The sequence below is a fragment of the Streptomyces sp. WMMC1477 genome (genome assembly GCF_027460245.1).
Taxonomy (GTDB): Bacteria; Actinomycetota; Actinomycetes; order Streptomycetales; family Streptomycetaceae; genus Streptomyces.
On record NZ_JAPZBD010000003.1, the window covers coordinates 2,352,574 to 2,371,997 of the forward strand.

A 19,424-nucleotide genomic window follows, 5' to 3' on the forward strand; every position below is an offset into this window, starting at 1 on the left:
GTAACGTCTTACCTTCCGCTGTCCGCGACGGCCAGTTCCCCGTGCGCCTCGGTGAACTGGGTGGGGGGTGCCGCCTCGAAGGCGGCTCCGATGTCGGACCGGTACCGCATGCCGGGGAACGTGATCCGCTCGATGCGCCGGTAGGCGGCGGCGCGGGCCTCGGCGAGGGTGATGCCGGTACCGACGACGTGGAGCACCCGGCCGCCGCTGGAGACGGCGCGGCCGTCGGCCCCGGTGCGGACGTTGGCGTAGAACACCTGGCCGGCGTCCGGCGCCTCGGTCGTCGACTCCGTGATGGGCTGGCCGGTGACGAAGTCGCCGAAGGGCCAGCCCGGCGGTGTCGTCGGGTCGGAGAGGTCCAGGCAGCCCTGGGTGAGCGCGACGCTGCACCGCACGAGCCCGTCCGTCACGAGCGGGTGGCCCGCGACGTCCCGGCGCAGGACGGCCCGGCACAGCTCGGTGAAGTTGCTGTGGACGCCGGGCAGGACGGCCTCGGCCTCGGAGTCGCCGAAGCGGGTGTTGATCTCGATCACCCGCAGGCCCGTGCCGGTGATCATCGCGCCGATGTAGACGAACCCGGTGTAGGCGAGCCCTTCGGCGCGCAGGCCGCGCACCAGCGGGTCCACGAGGGTGCGCCGGATCTCCTCCATGAGGAGCGGGGACGCCTGCGGGTGCGGGGCGATGGAGCCCATGCCGTCGCAGTTCTTGCCGGCGTCGCGCTCCAGGGTGCGCTTGAAGTCGAGCGCGGTGGGGAAGAGCAGGTAGCCCGCGTCGTCGAGCAGGGCGAAGACGGAGATCTCCTGCCCGTACAGGCGCTCCTCGATGACGACGTGGAAGCTCTCGCCCTGGGCCGCGGCGAACGCCTCGAGGGCGGCCTCGGCCTCGGCCGCGGTGTCGCAGACGACCGAGCCGTCGCCGTCGGGGGTGAGCCCGTCCGTCTTGACGACGCAGGCGTAGGGCACGGTGCGGACGTGGGCGCGGGCCGCCTCGGCGTCGGTGAAGGAGGCGTAGCGCGCCGTGGGCAGCCCGTGCTCGTCGCAGAACCGCTTGCCGCGCTCCTTGCTGGCCTCCAGCGCCGCCGCCTCGCGGGACGGGCCGATCACCCGGTGTCCGTGCTCGGCGAGCACGTCGGCGTAGCCGATGGACAGGGCGTCGATGTTGGAGACGAAGACGAACTCGACCGGGTGCTCGGCGAGGAACTCCAGCGCGCTGTCGGGTGAGTCGAGCCGGATGGCGGGCACCGGGACGATGCGCTCGGCCTGGAGCGCGTCGCAGCCGGGGCCGTAGTACACCCGGGTGGCGGGGTCGGTGCGCACGAACAGGTCGCAGATCGCGTGCCCGCGCCCGGTGCCGTCGATGACCAGTACGTCCGTCATGAGGTGCCTCCCGATGCCTTGCTCACGGAGCCCGCGGGGGCGGCGACGACGCCCGTGAGGACGGGGACCGACTCCTCCCACGGCGTGGGCTCGGTGTCCTCGGGCAGGCCCGTGCGGTCGCCGTCGACCTGACCGGCGGCGCGCAGGTGGTCGGCGAGCGAGCCCCACACCTCGGTGTAGCGCTCGGGCCGGTTGTCCTGGTCGTCGGCGCGGATCCAGGGGGAGTTGGCCCAGTCGCAGGCGGGCATGACGTGGTGCAGGTCGTGCTGGACGGTGTCGCCGACGAGCACGAACATCCGGTAGGCGGAGTGCACGAGCAGCATCCGGTACGTCCAGTGGGTCCACGCGCCGAGCTTGCGCACGCCGCCCAGCGACGGGTCCGGCACCGGCTCACCGCAGAAGCGGCCGAAGGTCAGCAGGTCGCGCTTGTCCCGGCTGAGCCGCTCCTGGTTGCCGAACAGCCACCAGCGGTGCTCGGTCATGGTGTAGAGGAAGGTGCAGTTCTGGAAGACGTACGACACGGGGAAGACCCACAGCAGCAGCCACTCCAGCCACCAGCCGGTCAGGCCGACGAACGTGGCGGTGGCGGCGGCGTAGACGATCGACATGACCAGCCGGTACCGCGGCTTCACGCCGACGAAGTTGCCCTTGACCCGGCCGTAGAAGCCGAGGAGGTGGTGCCGGGGCGAGAACAGCGCCTTGCACAGGTACGTGCGGAACTGCGAGCGGGTCATGCCGGGCCGCATGCCGGTGCCCAGCAGGTAGAGGGTGTCGCTGTCCTTCATGGAGCAGGGGTAGGCGTGGTGCGCCAGGTGCTCCTCGCGGTTCTTGTCGTAGGGCGTGCGCCAGAACGCGGTGGTGATGATCTCCCCGACCACGCGGTTGACGCGCGCAGACTTGTGGAACATCCGGTGCAGCGTCTGGTGGACGACGACGACGTCGAGCCGCCGCATGCCGCCGCTGGTGAACAGCCACCCCAGGACGAGCAGGGGGATGGACCAGGCGGTGAAGGGGTGCAGCGCGAACGCGCCGAGCGTGATGCCCCCAGCCATCTGGAACAGGCCGAGCAGGCCGGCCCGGTTGGGGCTCCAGGGTATGAGCTGCTTGCCGCCCTTGAGGGGCACGCCGGTGATCCAGGTGAGGTAGGGCTGGACGAAGCCGGGGAAGAAGCGCATGCTCTCCCGCGGCTCCGCGTCGACCAGCTCCGCGACGTCCGAGGTGCTGCTGTGCCGGAGCTGCTCGGCGCCCTCCGGCGCCGCCTGTGCCGTCCGCTCCGTGTCCCGCAGCTTCTCCTGCTCCTGCGACTTAGGCACCGGTGCCTCCGAACAGCGCGTCGTTGGTCTCGTGGGTGATCTCACGGGTCAGGTCGGCGGCGCTGGCCAGCGTCATGTTCACGATCGTGCGGCTGGTCTCGCCGCGGATCGGGTAGACGCGGTGCATGGTGGTGTCGGTCTTGACTACGTAGGCGTCGCCCGCCTCCAGGTGGTACGAGCGGACCTGGCTCTTGAGCAGGGCGCCGTACACGTCGGGGTTCTTCTTGTCCCAGGAGGTGTGGGGCACGGCCTGGACGAACCCGCCGTCCCGGTACTCGGGGGCCTGGAGGACGAGGATGAAGCCGTAGGTGTAGTCGTCCCAGTGCCAGCCGTGGGTGTCGCCGTTCTTGCCCAGCCGGCTGATCACGTAGTGCTCGCCGGCGTAGGGGCAGGTGTACACCTCCTCGCCCACGATGGAGCCGAGCAGGCTCTTGACGGCCGGGGAGAAGTAGGTGGCGTGGATGAGGTGGCCCTCGTCCTTGATGACCGGCTGGCCCACCGTCGTCATCTGGCGGGGGGTGCCGTCGGTGATCTCGAAGGAGAACTTGCGGTCGACGCCGTGCTCGTCCATGATCCCGAACGCCTCGCGCTGCAACTCGCTCAGCAGGTCGGGCGGGCAGAACCCGCGGATGGGGACGATGTGCTCGTCGCGGAACCGCTCCTGCAGGCCGGTGAGTTCGGCACCGGTGAAGCGGTCGGCGAAGTGCTTCTCGTAACGGGCGTCGGTCTCCTGCATCTTGCTGGTCTGCGCCTGTGCACCGGACTCGGTAACCGTCATGGGGGATCGCTCCTAGGCAAGGGTTGCGGAGTGGTGGTACCTCGGGAACAAGAGCTGGTTGTTCGGGTTGTCGCCCAGCGGCCTGCCGTCGAAGAGGGTCTCCCTCCGCACGGTCAGGATCCTGTCGTGCAGTTCCTCGACGCTGTCGGCGGTCACGATGACCATGCCGACGACGTCGAGCTGGTCGGCACGCCCGGAGAGCGGCGTGCCGATCTCCTTCATGTGCCGTCCGTACTCGGTGCCCTCGGGGAAGCCCAGTTCGCACATCACGGTGGCTTCCGGGGGCGGCAGGAGGAGGATGTCGGCGGAGGCGCGGCGGGCGTTGCCGAGGAAGGCGAGGTCGGGCCGCTCGCCGCAGGCGATGTCGGTGAGCGGCACGGCGTACTCGATGCCGAAGGCGTTGCCCATGCACACCGCCATGGCCAGCCCGGCCATGCGGATGTTGAAGTCGATCAGCTCGATCGGGCCCTCGTCGGGGACCATGACCTCCAGGTGCGTGGGCCCGTGCCCGATGCCCAGCGCGGCGTGGAAGTCCCGGGCCGCCGACTCGATCTCCGCGCGTCGCGGATGGGGGTAGGGGAAGCACGCGGCCTGCTCGACGACGGGGTCCATCGCCGAGACGTACCGCCCGGTGAGCCCGACGACGTGCACCTCGCCCCGGTCCACGAGGGACTCCACGGAGAGCAGTTCGCCCTCGGCGCGCTCCTCCAGGACGAACTCGCCGTGGCTGAGGATGTACTCCTTCATCATCGGGTTCACCACGGCCGCCGCGGCGACCTGATCCGCGGCCTCACGCAGCTCGTCCATCGTGCCGACCATGAAGCACAGCGCACTGCCCGTGCCGTTGGCGGGCTTGAGCACCGCGGAGCGCTCGAACTCCCAGCTCTCCCAGGCCAGCGCCTCGGTGAGGGAGACCGAGCGCAGCGTGGAGAGCCCCTCGGCGTAGAGCTTCCGGCGCACCCGCGCCTTGTCCAGCACCTGGGTGACGCCGTGGAAGCCGCTGGTGGGCAGTCCGGCGCGGTGCCTGATCTCGGCCTCGAAGGGCAGCGTCGCCTCGAAGGCCGCGTAGGTGCCGACCACATCGTAGGTGGCGTGCACGGTGTCGACGATCTTGCCGACCTGCTCCGCGTCGGACCAGGAGGGCACCCGCACGAGCTCGTCGACGAGGCCGTCCGGCACCGCGAAGGGCCCCTTGTCCTGCAACGGCCCCTGGTTGAGGACGACGACGTGGTGGCCGCGGCGCTTGGCCTCCTGCGCGATCAGGAGCATGTGGTTCATCAGTTCGAGCAGGACGAAAGCCTGCTTCTTCTCGGACGCCGTCATGGCTGGTTCCTCCAAAGGGACTTACTGGGCGGCGGTCTGGGCGGGTGCCGGGTCGTCGACACCGGACGGCGTCGCCTGCTGCTGCTCACGTCGCTGGATCTTCCTGCGGAGGAGCTCCCAGCCGATGACGAGTCCGACGGTGAGCGCGACGTTGAGGTACACGGTGGTGTCGATGCCGAGGCTGCTGTCCAGGCCGCGGGCGAAGACGAAGGCGAAGACGGCCATGAGGCTGTACCCGATGGCGGTCTGGAGCCCCACCACGGAGGAGACCCGCGCGTCCGGCGTCGTGGCGATCATCAGCTTGAAGTGGTGCACCCAGATGACCTCGCCGCCGAGGACCATCAGGGAGAACACGGCGACCGCGAGGACGATGTTGTCGCTCGTCGCGGGCATCGCCAGATACAGGGCGGTGATGGCCGTGACGACGGACAGGTTGACTTTCTGCTTGTTCGAGTCGTTGATGAGGTCGCGGCGGCTGAACCACTGGTAGATGAAGGCGCCGGCCATGATGCTGATCGACTCGAAGGTGAAGAACAGCGCGATGCCGGACTCCCCGTAGCCGTACCAGATCTCCGGGATCACGGTGATCAGCGACTCGTAGGTGGCCTGGAACGCGGTGACCGACAGGACGATGTAGAAGACCGCGGTGCCGATCGTGTCGTTGCGCGACATCAGCGAGGACGCGTCCCGCACCCCGGCCAGGCTGGTGCGGCGGCCCTCGCCCCGCGAGCTCCTCAACGAGGCTTCCAGCCGCGTCTTGTTGGGCCGCACCAGCACCATCAGCCCGGCGGCGACGAGGAAGCAGGCGGCGTCGATCAGGACGACGGCGGCCATTCCGGCGATGTCGAGGATGACGATGCCCACCGCGCCCGCCAGCGCCATCGCGATCGGCAGGGCGGAGTTGAACAGCGGCGAGAAGGTGTTGGTCTCCTTCTCGCTGAAGAACTGCACGAGTCCCTTGACCCGGGCGTTCTGCACCGCGCTCTTCAGCAGCGCCCGCAGGAAGATGATGACGACCGCGTAGACGTACAGGTCCGGGTCGGTGAAGCCCAGGAACACCAGCGTGACGCCGGCGGTGACCAGGTTGAGCCAGATCAGCAGCTTTCTGGCGTCCTGCCGGTCGATGTACTGCGCGCCCAGGATGCCGATGAAGAGGTTCGCGATCCAGTCGGCGGCGAACACGATCGCGGCCAGCGTCGCACTTCCCTTTTCCGTGAAGACGTACGCGACGTACGAGATCATCAGCAGCTTCGAGCCGAACAGGGAGATGAACGACGCGAGGAAGCTGAGCAGGAAGTTGCGGTGCAGGTACACACTCATGTCACAGAGGATCTTTCTGTTCGTGAGGCATCACGGCGCTCGGTCGCGATCCCGTCGCATGGGCGCGTGGCGTGTTCGCGTCGCCAGGGGCGCGTGAGGTCGGCGCTCGACGTCGACGGGTCACCGACGCGGTCGCCGACGCGGTCATGGGCGCGGCATGGGCGTGGTGACGGGCGTGGTCACGGGCGCGGCACGAGCGGCCGGACCGGTCTCGTCCGGCCGGCTCGGCCTCCTTCCCGCTGTCGCGGGGCGCCGCGCGGGTGCCGGACGGTGCCGTCAGGACCTTCCGCGGACCGGCCGACGGCCGCGTCCCGGAAGCACACCGAACAGACCCCCGTTCTCTCCGCGGAGCACGGACGAGGCGACGGCCCGGAGGCCGGCGTCCCGTCCGCTCGCTCCCAGCACTCGGGTCAGCCCCACCCGGTGTCGTTCTGGAAACCTCCGGACTGCATGACGGCGGAGATCTGGCCGGGCCGCTGATCCGCCGCCACGTGCGCGGCCGGACCCGCGTCCTGTGTCAGGACTTCACCTGCCAGCACCAGACCCAACGCCAGTGCGGAGGCCGAAGCGGCGAGCGCTGCTCTCTTGGCCATGTCCCCGTATCCAATCCTGTGAAGATTGTTCTCTGAAGGTCGCCTGAGGTGGCGGCGAGCCCCACGGGAAGAGGTTGCCCCGGCGCCGTGTCGCGCGGCAACATAACGACATTGTCGTGATTGAGACAGGCGTAAGTAGGAAGGCTTGCGCAGCAGGCCAGCGCCGTTCCACGGCGGATCCCAGCCCTCCGCGCCCCCTCCGCCCGGCCGTGACGGGACGGATTTCACCGCCCCTCCGGGCAACGGAACACCCCCGGCGACGTCTTCCCCTCGGCACGGCGGCCAGCGTCCCGAAGGGGACGTCGTCCGGCCGGCACGACCGCTCCCGGCGCTCGGCGCCCGCCGGCGCCCGCACGTCGCGGGCCACCGGCTCGCGGTCCGCTCGCGGCCTGCTCGCGCAGTCTCGGAGGAAGACCCAACGCCTCTGTTTTACCCGGTACTTCGCGCGGAATGCTGTGGCAAGCTCAACCTGGCGTCGCAAACAAGACAGTCTCAAGAAGGACAGGCTCCGATGGTCAGCGAAGGCGCACGGACGATACCCCCCGTTCTCAGCCCCACGGCGATCCGTCTCTATCGCCACGTCGTCCGGCACACCGTCCTCCCCATCGAGGAGGCCACCCGCGCCGCCGCGGGCGACGAGGGCGAACCGGCCGACGCAGCCGTCGAGTCCCTGCTGCGGCTCGGGCTGCTGCGCCGCGTCGGACGGCAGCGCATCGCCGCCGTCGACCCGGCCCTGTCCTCCATGCGGGTCCTCCACACCCACGAGCAGCACCTCGCCGAGGAGAAGCGCCGCCTCGCCGCCCTGCGCGACCAGCTCCACCTGCTCGACTCCATCCACCGCGCCCAGGGGGAGCTGGACGCCCCCTCCCAGGAGCGGCTGACCTCCAACCGCGCCGTGCGGGAGACCCTCAACCAGCTCGCCACCTCCTGCGCCAAGGAGGTCCTGGCGGCCCAGCCCGGCGGCCCACGCCCCGCCGACGTCCTCGCCGAGGCCGCCGACCGCGACCTCGACCTGCTCAACCGCGGCGTCCAACTGCGCTCCCTCTACCAGCACTCGGCCCGCTTCGACAGCGCCACCCTCTGGCACGCCACCCAACTCACCTCCCACGGCGCCGAGATCCGCACCCTCAGCAGCGGCCTGACCCGCTTCCTCGTCTTCGACCGCGAGACCGTCGTCCTCCCCCTGCCGGACGCCCCCGAGGGCGCCCTCGTGCTGCGGGACCCCGACCTCAGCTCCTTCGCCGCCGACGTCTTCGAGGTCCTGTGGGCCCAGGGCCAGCCCATGGGCCGCTGCCAGGACAAGCCCTCCATCCAGGGCATCGGCAACCAGACCAAGCAGGCCATACTGCGGCTGCTCGTCCAGGGCTCCGACGACCGCGGCGTGGCCCGCGCCCTCGGCATCTCCGTGCGCACCTGCCAGCGCCACGTCTCCGAGATCATGGCCCGCGTCGGCGCCAAGAGCCGCCTGGAGCTGGGCTACCTCATCCGCGAGCGCAACCTGCTGGAGCCGTGACCGCGCCGCGCGCCCCGGTCGTGCCGGGGCGCCGCGCGTCCCGGTGGCGGGCCCACCCCCGTCGATCGGCTTACATAGAGCTCATGACCGACGCAGAGACCATGCCCGACTGGGAGAAGCGGTTCCGCGCCCCGCGCGTCTCCCTGCCCGACTGGGCCGAAGACGCCCCCGACCACGCGCTGTTCGTGTCGAACGCGACCGGCACCTACGAGCTGTACGCCTGGGACCGGACGACCGGCGAGACCCGCCAGGTCACCGACCGGCCGAACGGCACCACCGACGGCCTCCTCTCCCCCGACGGCCGCTGGGTCTGGTGGTTCGCCGACACCGACGGCGACGAGTTCGGCGTCTGGATGCGGCAGCCGTTCTCCGGCCCCGGCGGGGACGGCGAAGGCGGTGCGGGCGAAGGCGGTGCGGGCGGCGACGAGCCGGCCGTGCCCGGGCTCAAGGCCGCCTACTCGGCCGGGCTGGCCCTCGGCCGCGACGGCACCGCCGTCGTGGGCCGCTCCACCGACGAGGAGGGCACGACGATCCACGTCGTACCGCCGGGCGGGGAGCCGGCCGAGATCTACCGGCACCGGGAGTCCGCGGGCGTGGGCGACCTGAGCCACGACGGCCGCTACCTCGTCATCGAGCACACCGAGCACGGCGACGCCCTGCACGCGGCACTGCGCGTCGTCGACCGCGACGGCACGACCGTCGCCGAGCTGGACGACAGCGAGGGCGGCACCAAGGAGCTGGGGCTCGCCGTCCTCGGCTTCGTCCCGCGCGACGGCGACGCCCGGCTGCTCGTCGGGCACCAGCGGCGCGGCCGGTGGGAGCCGATGGTGTGGGACCCGGTCGCCGGCCAGACGCACGACCTCGCCCTCGACCTGCCCGGAGACGTCGGCGCCGAGTGGTACCCGGACGGCAGCGGGCTGCTCGTCGTCCACAGCTACCAGGCCCGCAGCGAGCTGTGGCGCTACGACCTGGCCGGGGGCGAGCTGACCCGGGTCGAGACGCCGCCGGGCACGGTGTCGGGGGCGACCGCCCGCCCGGACGGCACCGTGGAGTTCCTGTGGTCCTCCGCCGCCCATCCCCCGGCGCTGCGCTCGACCTCCGGCGCCGTCGTCCTGGACCCGCCGGGGCTCAGGGCGCCCGCCTCGCGGCCGGTCGAGGACGTCTGGGTCGAGGGGCCCGGCGGGCGCGTGCACGCCCTCGTCCAGCGGCCCGACGGCGAGGGCCCCTTCCCCACCGTCTTCGACATCCACGGCGGCCCGACCTGGCACGACTCCGACGCCTTCGCCGCCCAGCCCGCCGCCTGGGTCGACCACGGCTTCGCCGTCGTACGCGTCAACTACCGCGGCTCCACCGGCTACGGTCGCGCCTGGACGGACGCCCTCAAGCACCGCGTCGGGCTCATCGAGCTGGAGGACGTCGCAGCGGTGCGGGAGTGGGCCGTCACCTCCGGCCTGGCCGACCCCGAGCGGCTCGTCCTGACCGGCGGCTCCTGGGGCGGCTACCTCACCCTGCTCGGCCTCGGCGTGCAGCCCGAGGACTGGACGCTGGGCATCGCGGCCGTCCCGGTGGCCGACTACGTCACCGCCTACCACGACGAGATGGAGGCGCTGAAGTCCATGGACCGCACGCTCCTCGGCGGGACTCCCGAGGAGGTGCCCGAACGGTACGCGGCCTCGTCGCCCATCACCTACGTGGACGCCGTCCGGGCCCCGGTCTACATCTCGGCCGGCGTCAACGACCCGCGCTGCCCGATCCGGCAGGTGGAGAACTACCTCGAGCGCCTGGCCGCCCGGCGGCACCCGCACGAGGTGTACCGCTACGACGCCGGGCACGGCTCGCTGGTGGTGGAGGAGCGGATCAAGCAGGTCGGTCTGGAGCTGCGGTTCGCACTGCGGCACCTGGGTCTTCCCGAGTCTCCCGGCCTGGCGTCTGCCGATCCGGCGTCTGCCGGTCCGGAGTCCCGGGAATGAGGCCCAGCTCGGCATCGCGGGCCACCTCCACCTCACGGCGGAAGAAGCGGAACCACATGAACACCACGAACCCCGCGAAGACGAACCACTCGGCCGTGTAGCCCAGGTTCTGGAAGGCTTTCATGTCCAGCCCGCTGCCCTTCGCGGCGGCGGGCGGGACAGCCCTCAGCGGCTCGCGCGTCGACTGCACGGTGATCCAGGCGTCCTCGACGTCGTAGGGCACCAGGTTCACCAGCGAGGCCGCGCTGATCACCCCGAGCTGCCCGGCCGGCAGGCCCGTCCGGCCGCGGCTCTCAGACGCCTGGAGCGCGCCCGTCACCCGCACCTCGCCCGCCGGGGCCGGCGGGACCCGGGACGCGTCCGGCTCCCCCGGCAGCCAGCCGCGGACGACGGGCACGGCCGGCCGACCGCCGTCGGGACGCAGCGGCGTCAGCACGTAGAAGCCCCGCTCGCCGTCCAGCGAGCGGTCCGGCACCAGATACTCGTGCCCGGTGTCGTAGCGGCCCTCGACCCGCGCCATCCGGCCGGAGGTGTCACCGGTGACGGGGAGCAGCGCGGCCAGCGGCTCGGCCTCCTGGGCGGCGCCCTGCGCGGCCAGCCGGTCGTGGCGGCGCTGCGAGTCCACCCGGTCCTCGAACCGGCTCAGCTGCCAGGCGCCCATGACCACGCAGAACGGCACCGCCAGCACGAGGAAGACGTTGAGCATCCACCAGCGGGGAGTCAGCAGGAACCGGTACACACCCACCACGGTACGGGGGTGAAACCGGCACGCCGGACCCGCCCCCGCCCGTCGGGAGCGGGGGCTGCGGGGCTACGGGGCTGCGGGGCTGCGGGGCTGCGGGGCTGCGGGGCTGCGGGGCTGCGGCTCAGCTCACCGGCAGCACGCCGGTGCGGTACACCGTCCCGGCGCAGACCTCGCCGAGGAAGGCCGCCGGCGCCGACGGCTCCCCCGCGGCCGGGACGTAGCGCAGGATCACGGCCGTGGCCGCGCCCTCGCCCTCGTCCACCTGCTCACCGCTGCCCGTCCCGGTGTCGGAGAGCGTCGTCAGCCCGGACGGCTCACCCTGCTCCGGGCCCGACGCGCCGGACGTCGCCGTCTGCTCCCCGCCCTCGGTGCCACCGCCGCCGGTGGACCCGGACGTCGTCTCCTCGCCGCCCTCGGTGCCCCCGTCCCCGCTCTGGGCGCCGCCGTCGTCCCCGCCGGAGCCCGCTGTGCTCTCGCTCCCGCCCGAGGTGCCGCCCTCCGACGGCTCCGGTTCGGGCTCCGGCCCGGCGTCCGGCACCGGGCAGCCCCCGGGGCCGCGCTCGGCGTCCGGCATCCAGGCGAACCGCACCTGGAACGACTCTCCGGGGCGCAGGATCAGCTCCTTCACGACCTCCGGCGGTTCGGGCAGGCCGGGGGCCCGGCCGCCCGCGGTGTGGTCCAGGACGGTGATCGCGGTGGCGTCCGCCTCCCCGCGCGCCTTCGCCGAGAGCTGGTCCACGGCTCCGACCCGGCAGCTCTCACCGGAGACGTTGGTGAACCGGAAAGCGCCGTGGATCACCCCGTCCTCGTCCGGCTTGCCGACCTCGGCCGCGGGCTCGCCGAGCTGGTCGCGCAGGCAGCTCGGGGAGGACGGGCCCAGGCCCTCGGTGTCGTCCGGGCTCGGGGAGGCGCTGGGCCGCGACGCGGCGCCGTCGTCTCCCGTCCCCGCGTCGCCGGACGACTCGCCCTGCGCCCCGGTCGTGTCCCGGCCGCCGTAGGGCTTGCCGTTCCCGGCGTCCGTGCTGTGCGCCGCGTTCGCCCGGTCGTCCTCCGCGAGCGGCCCCGGCACCACGCCGGTCGTCATCAGCGGCACCGTCACCGCCGTGACCAGGACCGCCGTGGCGGCGCCGATCATCGCGTGCCGACGCCGGGCCCGGCGTACGGGCACGGCGTGCCGCAGGTGGTCCAGCGCGTCCCGGGACGGCTCGATGTCACGCACGGCGTCCTGGAGCAGCCGCCGCAGCTCGTCCTCGTCCTCGGGCAGCCCGGAGCTCTCGTCCGGCCCCCGGCCCCTGCCCGGCCCCGCCGTCATGCCGGTGCCTCCATCGCCACCCGGAGCGCGGCGATGCCGCGCGAGCCGTACGCCTTCACCGAGCCCCGGGAGATCCCGAGCGTCTGAGCCACCTGCTCCTCGGTCATGTCCGCGAAGTACCGCAGCACCAGGACCTCCCGCTGCCGCCGCTGGAGCCCGCGCAGGGCACGCTTCAGCTCGTCCCGCTCCAGCGCCTCGTAAGCGCCCTCCTCCGCGCTCGCCGCGTCCGGCATCGGCTTCGACAGCAGCTTCAGGCCGAGGATGCGGCGGCGCAGCGTGGAGCGCGAGAGGTTGACCACGGTCTGCCGCAGATACGCCAGCGTCCTCTCCGGGTCCTTCACCCGCCGGCGGGCGGAGTGCACGCGGATGAACGCCTCCTGCACGACGTCCTCGCAGGAGGCGGTGTCGTCCAGCAGCAGGGCCGCCAAGCCCAGCAGCGAACGGTAGTGGGTGCGGTAGGTCTCGGTCAGGTGGTCGACGCTGGTGCCCACGACAGCGGCACCGTCAGTCTCGCCGTACCGCGCGGGCGGGAGCCCCGTGGCCGTCGGAGGGGCCATGGCACCCCGCGATCCGGGCGCGCGCGCCGCCGCCGGACGCTGGGAAGCCGCCGACCACGGCGCCATCACGGGCACGCCGCCGATAGGCCGTGCCGTCGAAACGAGTACCTCTGCCACGCCTGTATGACACGCCGCCCCCCGTCAGGGTTGTACGCGCTCGGCGTCGCATCTGACGACGTCACGAACTCCCCCATGCGTACTCGCCTCATTCGTACTTCCCCTTCACCGGCGCCGTGGAGCTCGCGATGGCGCCCCGAGGACGCGCCGGAGTGCCCTGTGGTTCCAGGCACCGCGAGCATCTTCGACCACGGGATGACCCTGGGCAAGTCCATACCAAACACAGGTTGATCACGGCTGCTTCACATTTCCCGCCAACCCGGCCACCTCGGGACGGACCGGGAACGCCGAGGGGCGCCGGACCGCGTCCGACGCCCCTCGATCCCGCAGCCTGTGAGTCAGCGGCCGGTGCCGCCGTAGACCACGGCCTCCTCGGAGTCGCTGTCGAGCCCGAACGCGGTGTGCACCACCCGCACGGCCTCGTTCACGTCGTCCTGCCGGGTGACGACCGAGATCCGGATCTCCGAGGTGGAGATCAGCTCGATGTTCACGCCCGCGTTGGACAGCGCCTCGAAGAACGTGGCCGTGACGCCCGGATTCGTCTTCATCCCCGCGCCGACCAGCGAGATCTTCGCGACCTGGTCGTCGTAGCGCAGCGAGTCGAAACCGATCTGCACCTTGCGCCGCTCCAGCGCCTCGATCGCCCGCTTGCCGTCCGTCCTGGGCAACGTGAACGAGATGTCCGTCAGGCCCGTCGAGGCGGCGGAGACGTTCTGCACGACCATGTCGATGTTCAGCTCGGCGTCCGCGACGGCCCGGAAGATGGCGGCGGCCTCGCCCGGCTTGTCCGGCACGCCGACGATCGTCACCTTGGCCTCGGAGGTGTCGTGCGCGACACCCGAGATGAGCGCCTGCTCCATGGGCTCGTCCCCTACTCGCGGTTCGTTGCTGACCCACGTACCCGGCAGGCCAGAGAACGACGACCGGACGTGGATCGGGATGTTGTATCGGCGTGCGTACTCCACGCACCGGTGCAACAGCACCTTGGAGCCGGAACTCGCCAGCTCCAGCATGTCACCGAAGGAGATCCAGTCGATCTTCTTCGCCTTCTTGACGACCCGGGGGTCGGCGGTGAAGACGCCGTCGACATCGGTGTAGATCTCGCAGGCCTCGGCGTTCAGCGCGGCGGCCAGCGCCACGGCCGTGGTGTCGGACCCGCCACGGCCGAGCGTGGTGATGTCCTTGCTGTCCTGCGAGACGCCCTGGAAGCCGGCGACGATGGCGATGTTGCCCTCGTCCAGCGCGGCCTGGATCCGCCCCGGCGTCACGTCGATGATCCGCGCCTTGTTGTGCACGGCGTCGGTGATCACGCCGGCCTGGCTCCCGGTGAAGGACTGCGCCTCGTGGCCCAGCGATTTGATCGCCATGGCCAGCAGCGCCATGGAGATACGCTCTCCGGCGGTCAGCAGCATGTCGTACTCGCGACCGGAGGTGATCGGAGACACCTCACTGGCGAGATCGATCAACTCATCCGTCGTGTCACCCATCGCCGACACCACGACGACCACCTCGTGGCCACGCTTCTTGGCTTCGACGATCCGCTTGGCGACGCGCTTGATGCCCTCTGCGTCGGCAACGGAGGAGCCGCCGTACTTCTGCACGACTAGGCTCACGTGCGCTCCTCGTTTCTCAGTCTCACCGGACCCTTTCGCCGGGGCCCTCGGTCGGCTCATTTTATCGAGAGGTCGGATATCGGCCTCCCGAAACCGCATCCTGAGACGCGGCCACGGCCTCCCCTGCCCGCTCCCGGCGCCCCCACACGGAAACGTGCGATACCTCACACAATGCGTCACCGCCCCGGTGAGCCCCGGCCCGGGAACCCCTACGCGTAGTCCTTCAGCTTCTCGGTGTGCAGCGTGATCCCGACGGGCTCCGGCAGGCGGACCGTGTCGCCGTAGTAGTGGGTACGGCGGCTCTTGTACCGCCCCTTCTCCGGCTCCGCGTACACGACGACGGCGCCCGGCTCCCGGTCGACGAGCAGATACACCGGAATACCGGCAGCGGCGTATCCGTCCCGCTTCTCGGTCCGGTCACGGCGGTCGGTGTCCGCATCCGCGGAAGTGATCTCCACCGTCATGAGCGCACCATCCGGGTCCACCCACTCCCCGCTTCCCACGAAGTGATCCGCTGGAGCCAGACACCCGTCCGGGCGAGCCCTTCCCTTGCGGTACTCCTCGACGCGGAGACCCCTGTCCGGCAGCAGATCCAGTTCGGGACGCTGCTGCATGCACTGCCTCAGCAGCCACATGTAGATCGCACCGTGATCTCCGTCTGCGCGAGCCCGAGCCCCTCCGGCGTGACGCCCCGTTTCAGCCACCTTCCGGCGAGCGGCGCGAGCGCCGCGCAGGCCGCGGCGGACAGCGTCATGCGCGCGTCGCGCCGCCCCAGCCCGGCCAGCACCTCGAACGCGGGCTCCCGGCGGCGCGGGGGCTCCGCCTCCCTCACCCCGCGCGACGGCACGCCGCCGCCGCCCGCGCGAAAGGAGGCCCACCACGCGTCGTCCCGCGCGGTGCGGGTGAAGTACGTCCGCGTTACCCAGTGCTGCGTGCCATCCCCGAGCAGATGCTCGCGCACCCGCCGCAGATGCCCGGCCTCCGACAGCCGCCGCAGCGCCGCCCGCAGGGCGCACTGCCCGTAAGGCAGCACCTTGGCCAGCGTCTTGACGGAGACGTCCGCGCCGTCGGGCAAGCGGTCGAGGTAGGCGGCGATGGACGCCTCGCGGGCGGGCAGATGTACGAAATCTGAGGCGGTACGGGGAAGTTGTTCGGGCGCCGAGCGCTTTCCGTACCCCGGATTGGCGAGAGGGTGTGCGTCGGCGGCGGGCTCGGGGCTAAGGTCGTGAACAGCCACGGATCGTTGGTCTTTCTACTTGTGGACGATTCGTCGGTCAGACCCCGGCCCTGGTGCTGACGACACCAACCGGGGTCATTTCTTTGTTGCCGCGAACCTAAACCGCGCACACTCGGCGTGGCAACTTGACCACCGTTAGTCATATTTACGCCCTGAGCAGTCGCTCTCCCCGCGACCGGGCAGGGGCCGGGGGGCGGGTGGAACCCTCCACCCATTCCTTGCAAAGAACGCTCGAAGCCCGCGACTTGAGCCTCGGGGCTATCGCGCCTCGACGTCCCCGAGGTCGATCTCGACGTCGAACGGGACGCTGAGCTTCAGCACGTCGTGGACGCTTGCGGACTCACGAAAACGAGACTTCCGTCGATCAGCTCCGTGTGCGGGGGCAGATTCGGAAGCCGGTCGAGGTCCTCGGCGGTGTAACCGCCCTCGGGCGGGGTCGGCCGCTGGTACTCGGGCTCGGTGCTCATTACTGCTCCCATGGGCCGCATGTTCGCCGACCACAGCAGCGTACCCACGAGAAAGGGCGACAGCGTCACCAAAGCGAATGAGGAATCACAGCAGAAGAAACGATCGCCGGAATACACGTTCGGCCGCGACTCCGCGAGGCGGGATCAGCGCCCCGGGAAAGCGCGGTACCGAGGCCCGCCGAACGAACGGCGGGCCTCACGTCACGCCGTTCAGCGCACCGCGCAGCGCTTCCGCAGCGCGGCTCGTGCGGTGCGCAGCGTGAGCGCGGCGGAGCGCGGCTCGACGGTGACCCTCGGGCGACGGCCGAGGCCCCAGCCCCCGCCCGCGTCGGACACCCGCTCGTTCAGCTCCTCCGCGAACGGCTGACCGGAGCGGCGCAGGCACAGCAACTCGTAGTGATCCGGGTGCCCGGTGCCGGTGTGGTGCAGGCCGAGCCGCAGCCGTGCGTACCGACCCACCGTCGCGTGTGCCGACACCGACACGACCGCCTCGTACGGGATGCGGCTGACCGCCTTGCGGTCCTCCCACTCGATGCCGTCCTCCGAGAGCCGGACGGTCACCCCGCCGCAGCGCAGCACGGGCCCGGCCACCGCTGTCTTCGTTTCCCCCATCGTCGTCCCCCTTCCCCTGCGTACAAACCATGCCGCACCACGGCCACCGCCCGCCAGTCCATAGCCGGTCGTTTGTCGACGGCCCCCGTTGCCGGGATCCGGCAACGGACCGACGGCTCGGCCAGGTAGCCGGCGGAGTGCGCTACGACCAGGCCTCCGCGGCCCCCTCGGCGAACAGTCCGGCCAGCCGACTGAGTTGCGCGTCGCTGGTGTATGTACCGCCCGCTCCTTCCGTCATCCCCGTCACCTGCACCGTCAGCACGGTCGGGCCGACCCGCAGCTGGACCACGGCCGCGATGTCGCCCGTCCCGTTGGTGCCACGCAGGGCGTCCCGCTCGTCGCCCACGGCGTCGACGGAAGCCTTCTGCGGCGCGGTCAGGAATTCGCTGTTCTGCCGCCACCAGGCTGCGTACGCCGCCTCGGCCGCTTCCTCGTCCTCGTAGGAGACCATGACGAAGGTGGCGTTGGTGGGCTCCCCGTCACGCTTGAGGAACAGCGACGAACCCATGGACAGAGCGCCCTCGCACCGCTCCTCGTAGGGCCCCGCGCACAGGCTCTGGTAGGCGGGAAGCTCCCGGTCTCCGACGTCGTGCACCGACGGTTCGTACCCCGCCTTCCAGCCGAGCATCACCCCGGAGTTGGGCAGCGCGTCCACCACCCGCTGCTGCTCGGGCGTCTGGGGGCGGCCGAAGGGGTTGTCCTCGGGGTCGGGCCTCGGCGCCTCCGGGGAGGGGACGGCGATCACGTCGGGGCTCGGGCTCGGGCTCGCACTCGCGCCGCTCGTCGGCGCCGCGCTCCCGCCGCCGTCACCACTCCCGCCACACCCGGTGAGCAGTGCCACCGCCAGGCAGAGCATCGCCCCGCGCACGCGTCTGACGCCTTCCACGTTCCCGTCTCCCGCCGCCGTCGATCATTGGTCGTATGAGAGTAGATTCGATCGCTGACGCCATGAGCACCGGCCGGGGGGAGAACAGACGCATGGACTGGGGGACGCTCGTCGCGACCGTGAGCGGCGGCTCCATCGCCATAGCCGGAACCGTCCTGGCCGACTTCCTGAGCCACCGCCGTGAGAGCGGGCAGGGGCTGGGGGAACGTCGGCGGGCGGTGTACATCGAGTTCATCGGTGCCGCCGAGGCGTGCCACGCCCAGCTGCGCCGGATCGCCCAGTTCCCCGGCAGCGTCCCCGACCTGGACGAGGCGGCCCGTGCGGCCCTTGGCGACAGCGGGATCAACGAGGTCAGGGAGCGTCTGTTCATCGACGCCGACACCACCGTCGCCAGCGCGGGCCAGGCCATGTACCAGCGGCTCCGCGGCCTCCAGCGCGCCGTCGCCGCGGGCGCCGAGCCCTCGTCGGCCGCGTTCCACGACGCCTACCACCCCTACATCGGCGCCGTCTGGGCCTACCGTGTCGCGGTCCGCGAGGAGTTGGAGGGGCAGTCCCTCACGCCCAGGGCCTTCGGCTGGTCCCGCTGGGACGGCAAGGACCGTTGCCCGCAGTGCGAGGCCGCATGACACCGCGCGTCCGTTCCCTCGGGCCCGAGGGCTGGCCCGTCTGGCGCGAACTGCGCCTCAGGGCCCTGGCCGAGGCCCCTTACGCCTTCGGCTCCACCCTGGCCGAGTGACCGGGCGACGGCGACCGGGAGGCCCGGTGGCGGGCCCGCCTCGCCATCCCCGGCTCACGCTCCTTCATCGCCTCGCTGGGCGGGCAGGACGTCGGCATGGCCGGCGGCATCCCGGGCAGGACGGCCGGGGTGACGGAGCTGACCTCGTTCTGGGTCGCCCCCGAGGCCCGGGGCCGAGCCGTGGGCGACGCCCTCATCCGGGCCGTCGAGGACTTCGCCCGCGCATCCGGTTCCGCGCTCCTGGAGTTGGCGGTCCGGCCCGACAACGCGCCCGCCCTCGCCCTCTACCGCCGCAACGGCCTCACCGACACCGGCCCCCAGGGCGACCTCACCCCCGACGGCCGCCGCGAACACATCCTGCGCAAGCCCCTGGCCCGGGGATGACGTTCAGCGATCGTTCAGCTCCCCCTGGTAGCCTCCTTCCCCGACCGAACAGCTGACCACAGTGGGACGGAATCGGGCTGCATGAGTTTCGACGCGGAGTGGGCCGAGCTCAGGACGAACGCACAGGAGCGGCAGAACGCCACCAGGCTCAACGGCCTCGACGGCGAGGGCGGCTACGGCGGCGGCCAGCCCGATCTCGTCGTCCACCAGGACGACCTGGGCGTGGTGGGGAACGCCGCGTTCGACCTGCACAGCAGGTTCAAGAAGGCGGCGGACATCCAGGGCGCCGGCCGCGACGGCGAGGACCGTAGTTCAACAGCCCGCGCGGGCAGAAGCCTTGAGCGGCACAACTTCCTCTCCGGCCGCACGCTCAACATCTCCGAGACGACGTGGCGGACCAAGGTCGACACGCTGCTCCAGGCGTGCGCCCACATCAGCAACCACCTGGACTTCTCCAAGAAGCGCCACGCCGAGGACGAGGCACACGTCGAGGCCACGATGCGGCACCACCACAACAACGCCGTCTTCTCCGTCTCGGAGATCGACAAGCTGATCCGCTGAGGGAAGCAGAG

At 71.3% G+C, this 19,424-nt stretch carries 18 protein-coding genes and 2 pseudogenes; 5 read left to right on the plus strand and 15 right to left on the minus strand.

What is annotated here, in order from left to right:
* Positions 1–8: 8 nt before the first annotated feature.
* From purD to O7609_RS10870, 6 genes are all read right to left on the minus strand, one after another.
* Positions 9–1,376 (minus strand): phosphoribosylamine--glycine ligase, encoded by a 1,368-nt coding sequence (gene purD, locus O7609_RS10845; RefSeq protein WP_269743489.1) that lies wholly within the window; start codon positions 1,374–1,376, stop codon positions 9–11.
* The gene (locus O7609_RS10850; protein WP_269734726.1) at positions 1,373–2,689 is read right to left on the minus strand and encodes a fatty acid desaturase; all 1,317 of its coding nucleotides are present in this window, start codon (positions 2,687–2,689) and stop codon (positions 1,373–1,375) included. Before O7609_RS10850 ends, purD begins: the two co-directional genes overlap by 4 nt.
* A complete protein-coding gene (locus O7609_RS10855; RefSeq protein ID WP_269734727.1) occupies positions 2,682–3,467 on the minus strand; it encodes a HalD/BesD family halogenase in 786 nt (261 codons plus the stop codon). The genes O7609_RS10850 and O7609_RS10855 overlap by 8 nt, the downstream gene beginning before the upstream one ends.
* A gap of 12 nt (positions 3,468–3,479) precedes the next feature.
* Positions 3,480–4,790: an ATP-grasp domain-containing protein gene (locus tag O7609_RS10860; protein ID WP_269734728.1), complete on the minus strand. Its 1,311-nt coding sequence runs from the start codon at positions 4,788–4,790 to the stop codon at positions 3,480–3,482.
* A gap of 21 nt (positions 4,791–4,811) precedes the next feature.
* Complete coding sequence (locus O7609_RS10865; RefSeq protein ID WP_269734729.1) at positions 4,812–6,110, minus strand: MFS transporter; 1,299 nt, start codon at positions 6,108–6,110, stop codon at positions 4,812–4,814.
* Positions 6,111–6,520: 410 nt separating this feature from the next.
* On the minus strand, positions 6,521–6,703 hold the full coding sequence (locus tag O7609_RS10870) for a hypothetical protein (protein WP_269734730.1): 183 nt from the start codon (positions 6,701–6,703) through the stop codon (positions 6,521–6,523).
* A 511-nt stretch (positions 6,704–7,214) separates the two neighbouring features.
* Here O7609_RS10870 and O7609_RS10875 point away from each other — a divergent pair.
* Both O7609_RS10875 and O7609_RS10880 read left to right on the plus strand, forming a co-directional pair.
* Positions 7,215–8,216: a helix-turn-helix domain-containing protein gene (locus O7609_RS10875; RefSeq protein WP_269734731.1), complete on the plus strand. Its 1,002-nt coding sequence runs from the start codon at positions 7,215–7,217 to the stop codon at positions 8,214–8,216.
* A gap of 83 nt (positions 8,217–8,299) precedes the next feature.
* Positions 8,300–10,186 (plus strand): S9 family peptidase, encoded by a 1,887-nt coding sequence (locus O7609_RS10880; protein ID WP_269743490.1) that lies wholly within the window; start codon positions 8,300–8,302, stop codon positions 10,184–10,186.
* Here O7609_RS10880 and O7609_RS10885 read toward each other — a convergent pair.
* From O7609_RS10885 to O7609_RS10925, 9 genes and pseudogenes are all read right to left on the minus strand, one after another.
* Positions 10,074–10,925, minus strand: a complete 852-nt coding sequence (locus O7609_RS10885) for an SURF1 family protein (RefSeq protein ID WP_269734733.1) — start codon at positions 10,923–10,925, stop codon at positions 10,074–10,076. The two genes, O7609_RS10880 and O7609_RS10885, sit on opposite strands and share 113 nt — an antisense overlap.
* 127 nt (positions 10,926–11,052) lie before the next feature.
* The gene (locus O7609_RS10890) at positions 11,053–12,243 is read right to left on the minus strand and encodes a hypothetical protein (RefSeq protein WP_269734734.1); all 1,191 of its coding nucleotides are present in this window, start codon (positions 12,241–12,243) and stop codon (positions 11,053–11,055) included.
* Positions 12,240–12,866, minus strand: coding sequence for a SigE family RNA polymerase sigma factor (locus tag O7609_RS10895; RefSeq protein ID WP_269744341.1), 627 nt, complete (start codon positions 12,864–12,866; stop codon positions 12,240–12,242). The genes O7609_RS10890 and O7609_RS10895 overlap by 4 nt, the downstream gene beginning before the upstream one ends.
* Positions 12,867–13,255: 389 nt before the next feature.
* Complete coding sequence (locus O7609_RS10900; protein ID WP_269734735.1) at positions 13,256–14,530, minus strand: aspartate kinase; 1,275 nt, start codon at positions 14,528–14,530, stop codon at positions 13,256–13,258.
* Between the two features lie 209 nt (positions 14,531–14,739).
* Positions 14,740–15,264 (minus strand): Uma2 family endonuclease, encoded by a 525-nt coding sequence (locus O7609_RS10905; RefSeq protein ID WP_443072245.1) that lies wholly within the window; start codon positions 15,262–15,264, stop codon positions 14,740–14,742.
* Positions 15,153–15,767: a hypothetical protein gene (locus tag O7609_RS10910; RefSeq protein ID WP_332330065.1), complete on the minus strand. Its 615-nt coding sequence runs from the start codon at positions 15,765–15,767 to the stop codon at positions 15,153–15,155. The genes O7609_RS10905 and O7609_RS10910 overlap by 112 nt, the downstream gene beginning before the upstream one ends.
* Positions 15,768–16,099: 332 nt before the next feature.
* Positions 16,100–16,246: pseudogene (locus O7609_RS10915) on the minus strand (Uma2 family endonuclease); the annotation flags it as partial.
* 198 nt (positions 16,247–16,444) lie between these two features.
* Positions 16,445–16,846: a hypothetical protein gene (locus tag O7609_RS10920; protein WP_269734736.1), complete on the minus strand. Its 402-nt coding sequence runs from the start codon at positions 16,844–16,846 to the stop codon at positions 16,445–16,447.
* A 142-nt stretch (positions 16,847–16,988) separates the two neighbouring features.
* On the minus strand, positions 16,989–17,732 hold the full coding sequence (locus O7609_RS10925) for a hypothetical protein (protein WP_269743491.1): 744 nt from the start codon (positions 17,730–17,732) through the stop codon (positions 16,989–16,991).
* Positions 17,733–17,767: 35 nt separating this feature from the next.
* Here O7609_RS10925 and O7609_RS10930 point away from each other — a divergent pair, with 35 nt between their 5' ends.
* The 3 genes and pseudogenes from O7609_RS10930 (at position 17,768) to O7609_RS10940 (ending at position 19,413) form a co-directional block, all read left to right on the plus strand.
* The gene (locus O7609_RS10930; protein WP_269743492.1) at positions 17,768–18,358 is read left to right on the plus strand and encodes a CchlQ; all 591 of its coding nucleotides are present in this window, start codon (positions 17,768–17,770) and stop codon (positions 18,356–18,358) included.
* A 143-nt stretch (positions 18,359–18,501) separates the two neighbouring features.
* Positions 18,502–18,852 (plus strand): annotated as a pseudogene (locus O7609_RS10935) (GNAT family N-acetyltransferase); the annotation flags it as partial.
* 81 nt (positions 18,853–18,933) lie between these two features.
* Entirely contained in the window at positions 18,934–19,413 is a 480-nt protein-coding gene (locus O7609_RS10940; protein ID WP_269734740.1) for a hypothetical protein, read from the plus strand.
* Positions 19,414–19,424: the final 11 nt, after the last annotated feature.

Coding starts and splice junctions, on each gene's coding strand:
- purD (WP_269743489.1), bottom strand. CDS start 1,376: ATGACGGACGTACTGGTCATCGACGGCACCGGGCGCGGGCACGCGATC.
- O7609_RS10855 (WP_269734727.1), bottom strand. CDS start 3,467: ATGACGGTTACCGAGTCCGGTGCACAGGCGCAGACCAGCAAGATGCAG.
- O7609_RS10860 (WP_269734728.1), bottom strand. CDS start 4,790: ATGACGGCGTCCGAGAAGAAGCAGGCTTTCGTCCTGCTCGAACTGATG.
- O7609_RS10865 (WP_269734729.1), bottom strand. CDS start 6,110: ATGAGTGTGTACCTGCACCGCAACTTCCTGCTCAGCTTCCTCGCGTCG.
- O7609_RS10870 (WP_269734730.1), bottom strand. CDS start 6,703: ATGGCCAAGAGAGCAGCGCTCGCCGCTTCGGCCTCCGCACTGGCGTTG.
- O7609_RS10875 (WP_269734731.1), top strand. CDS start 7,215: ATGGTCAGCGAAGGCGCACGGACGATACCCCCCGTTCTCAGCCCCACG.
- O7609_RS10880 (WP_269743490.1), top strand. CDS start 8,300: ATGACCGACGCAGAGACCATGCCCGACTGGGAGAAGCGGTTCCGCGCC.
- O7609_RS10890 (WP_269734734.1), bottom strand. CDS start 12,243: ATGACGGCGGGGCCGGGCAGGGGCCGGGGGCCGGACGAGAGCTCCGGG.
- O7609_RS10895 (WP_269744341.1), bottom strand. CDS start 12,866: ATGGCGCCGTGGTCGGCGGCTTCCCAGCGTCCGGCGGCGGCGCGCGCG.
- O7609_RS10920 (WP_269734736.1), bottom strand. CDS start 16,846: ATGGGGGAAACGAAGACAGCGGTGGCCGGGCCCGTGCTGCGCTGCGGC.
- O7609_RS10930 (WP_269743492.1), top strand. CDS start 17,768: ATGAGAGTAGATTCGATCGCTGACGCCATGAGCACCGGCCGGGGGGAG.
- O7609_RS10940 (WP_269734740.1), top strand. CDS start 18,934: ATGAGTTTCGACGCGGAGTGGGCCGAGCTCAGGACGAACGCACAGGAG.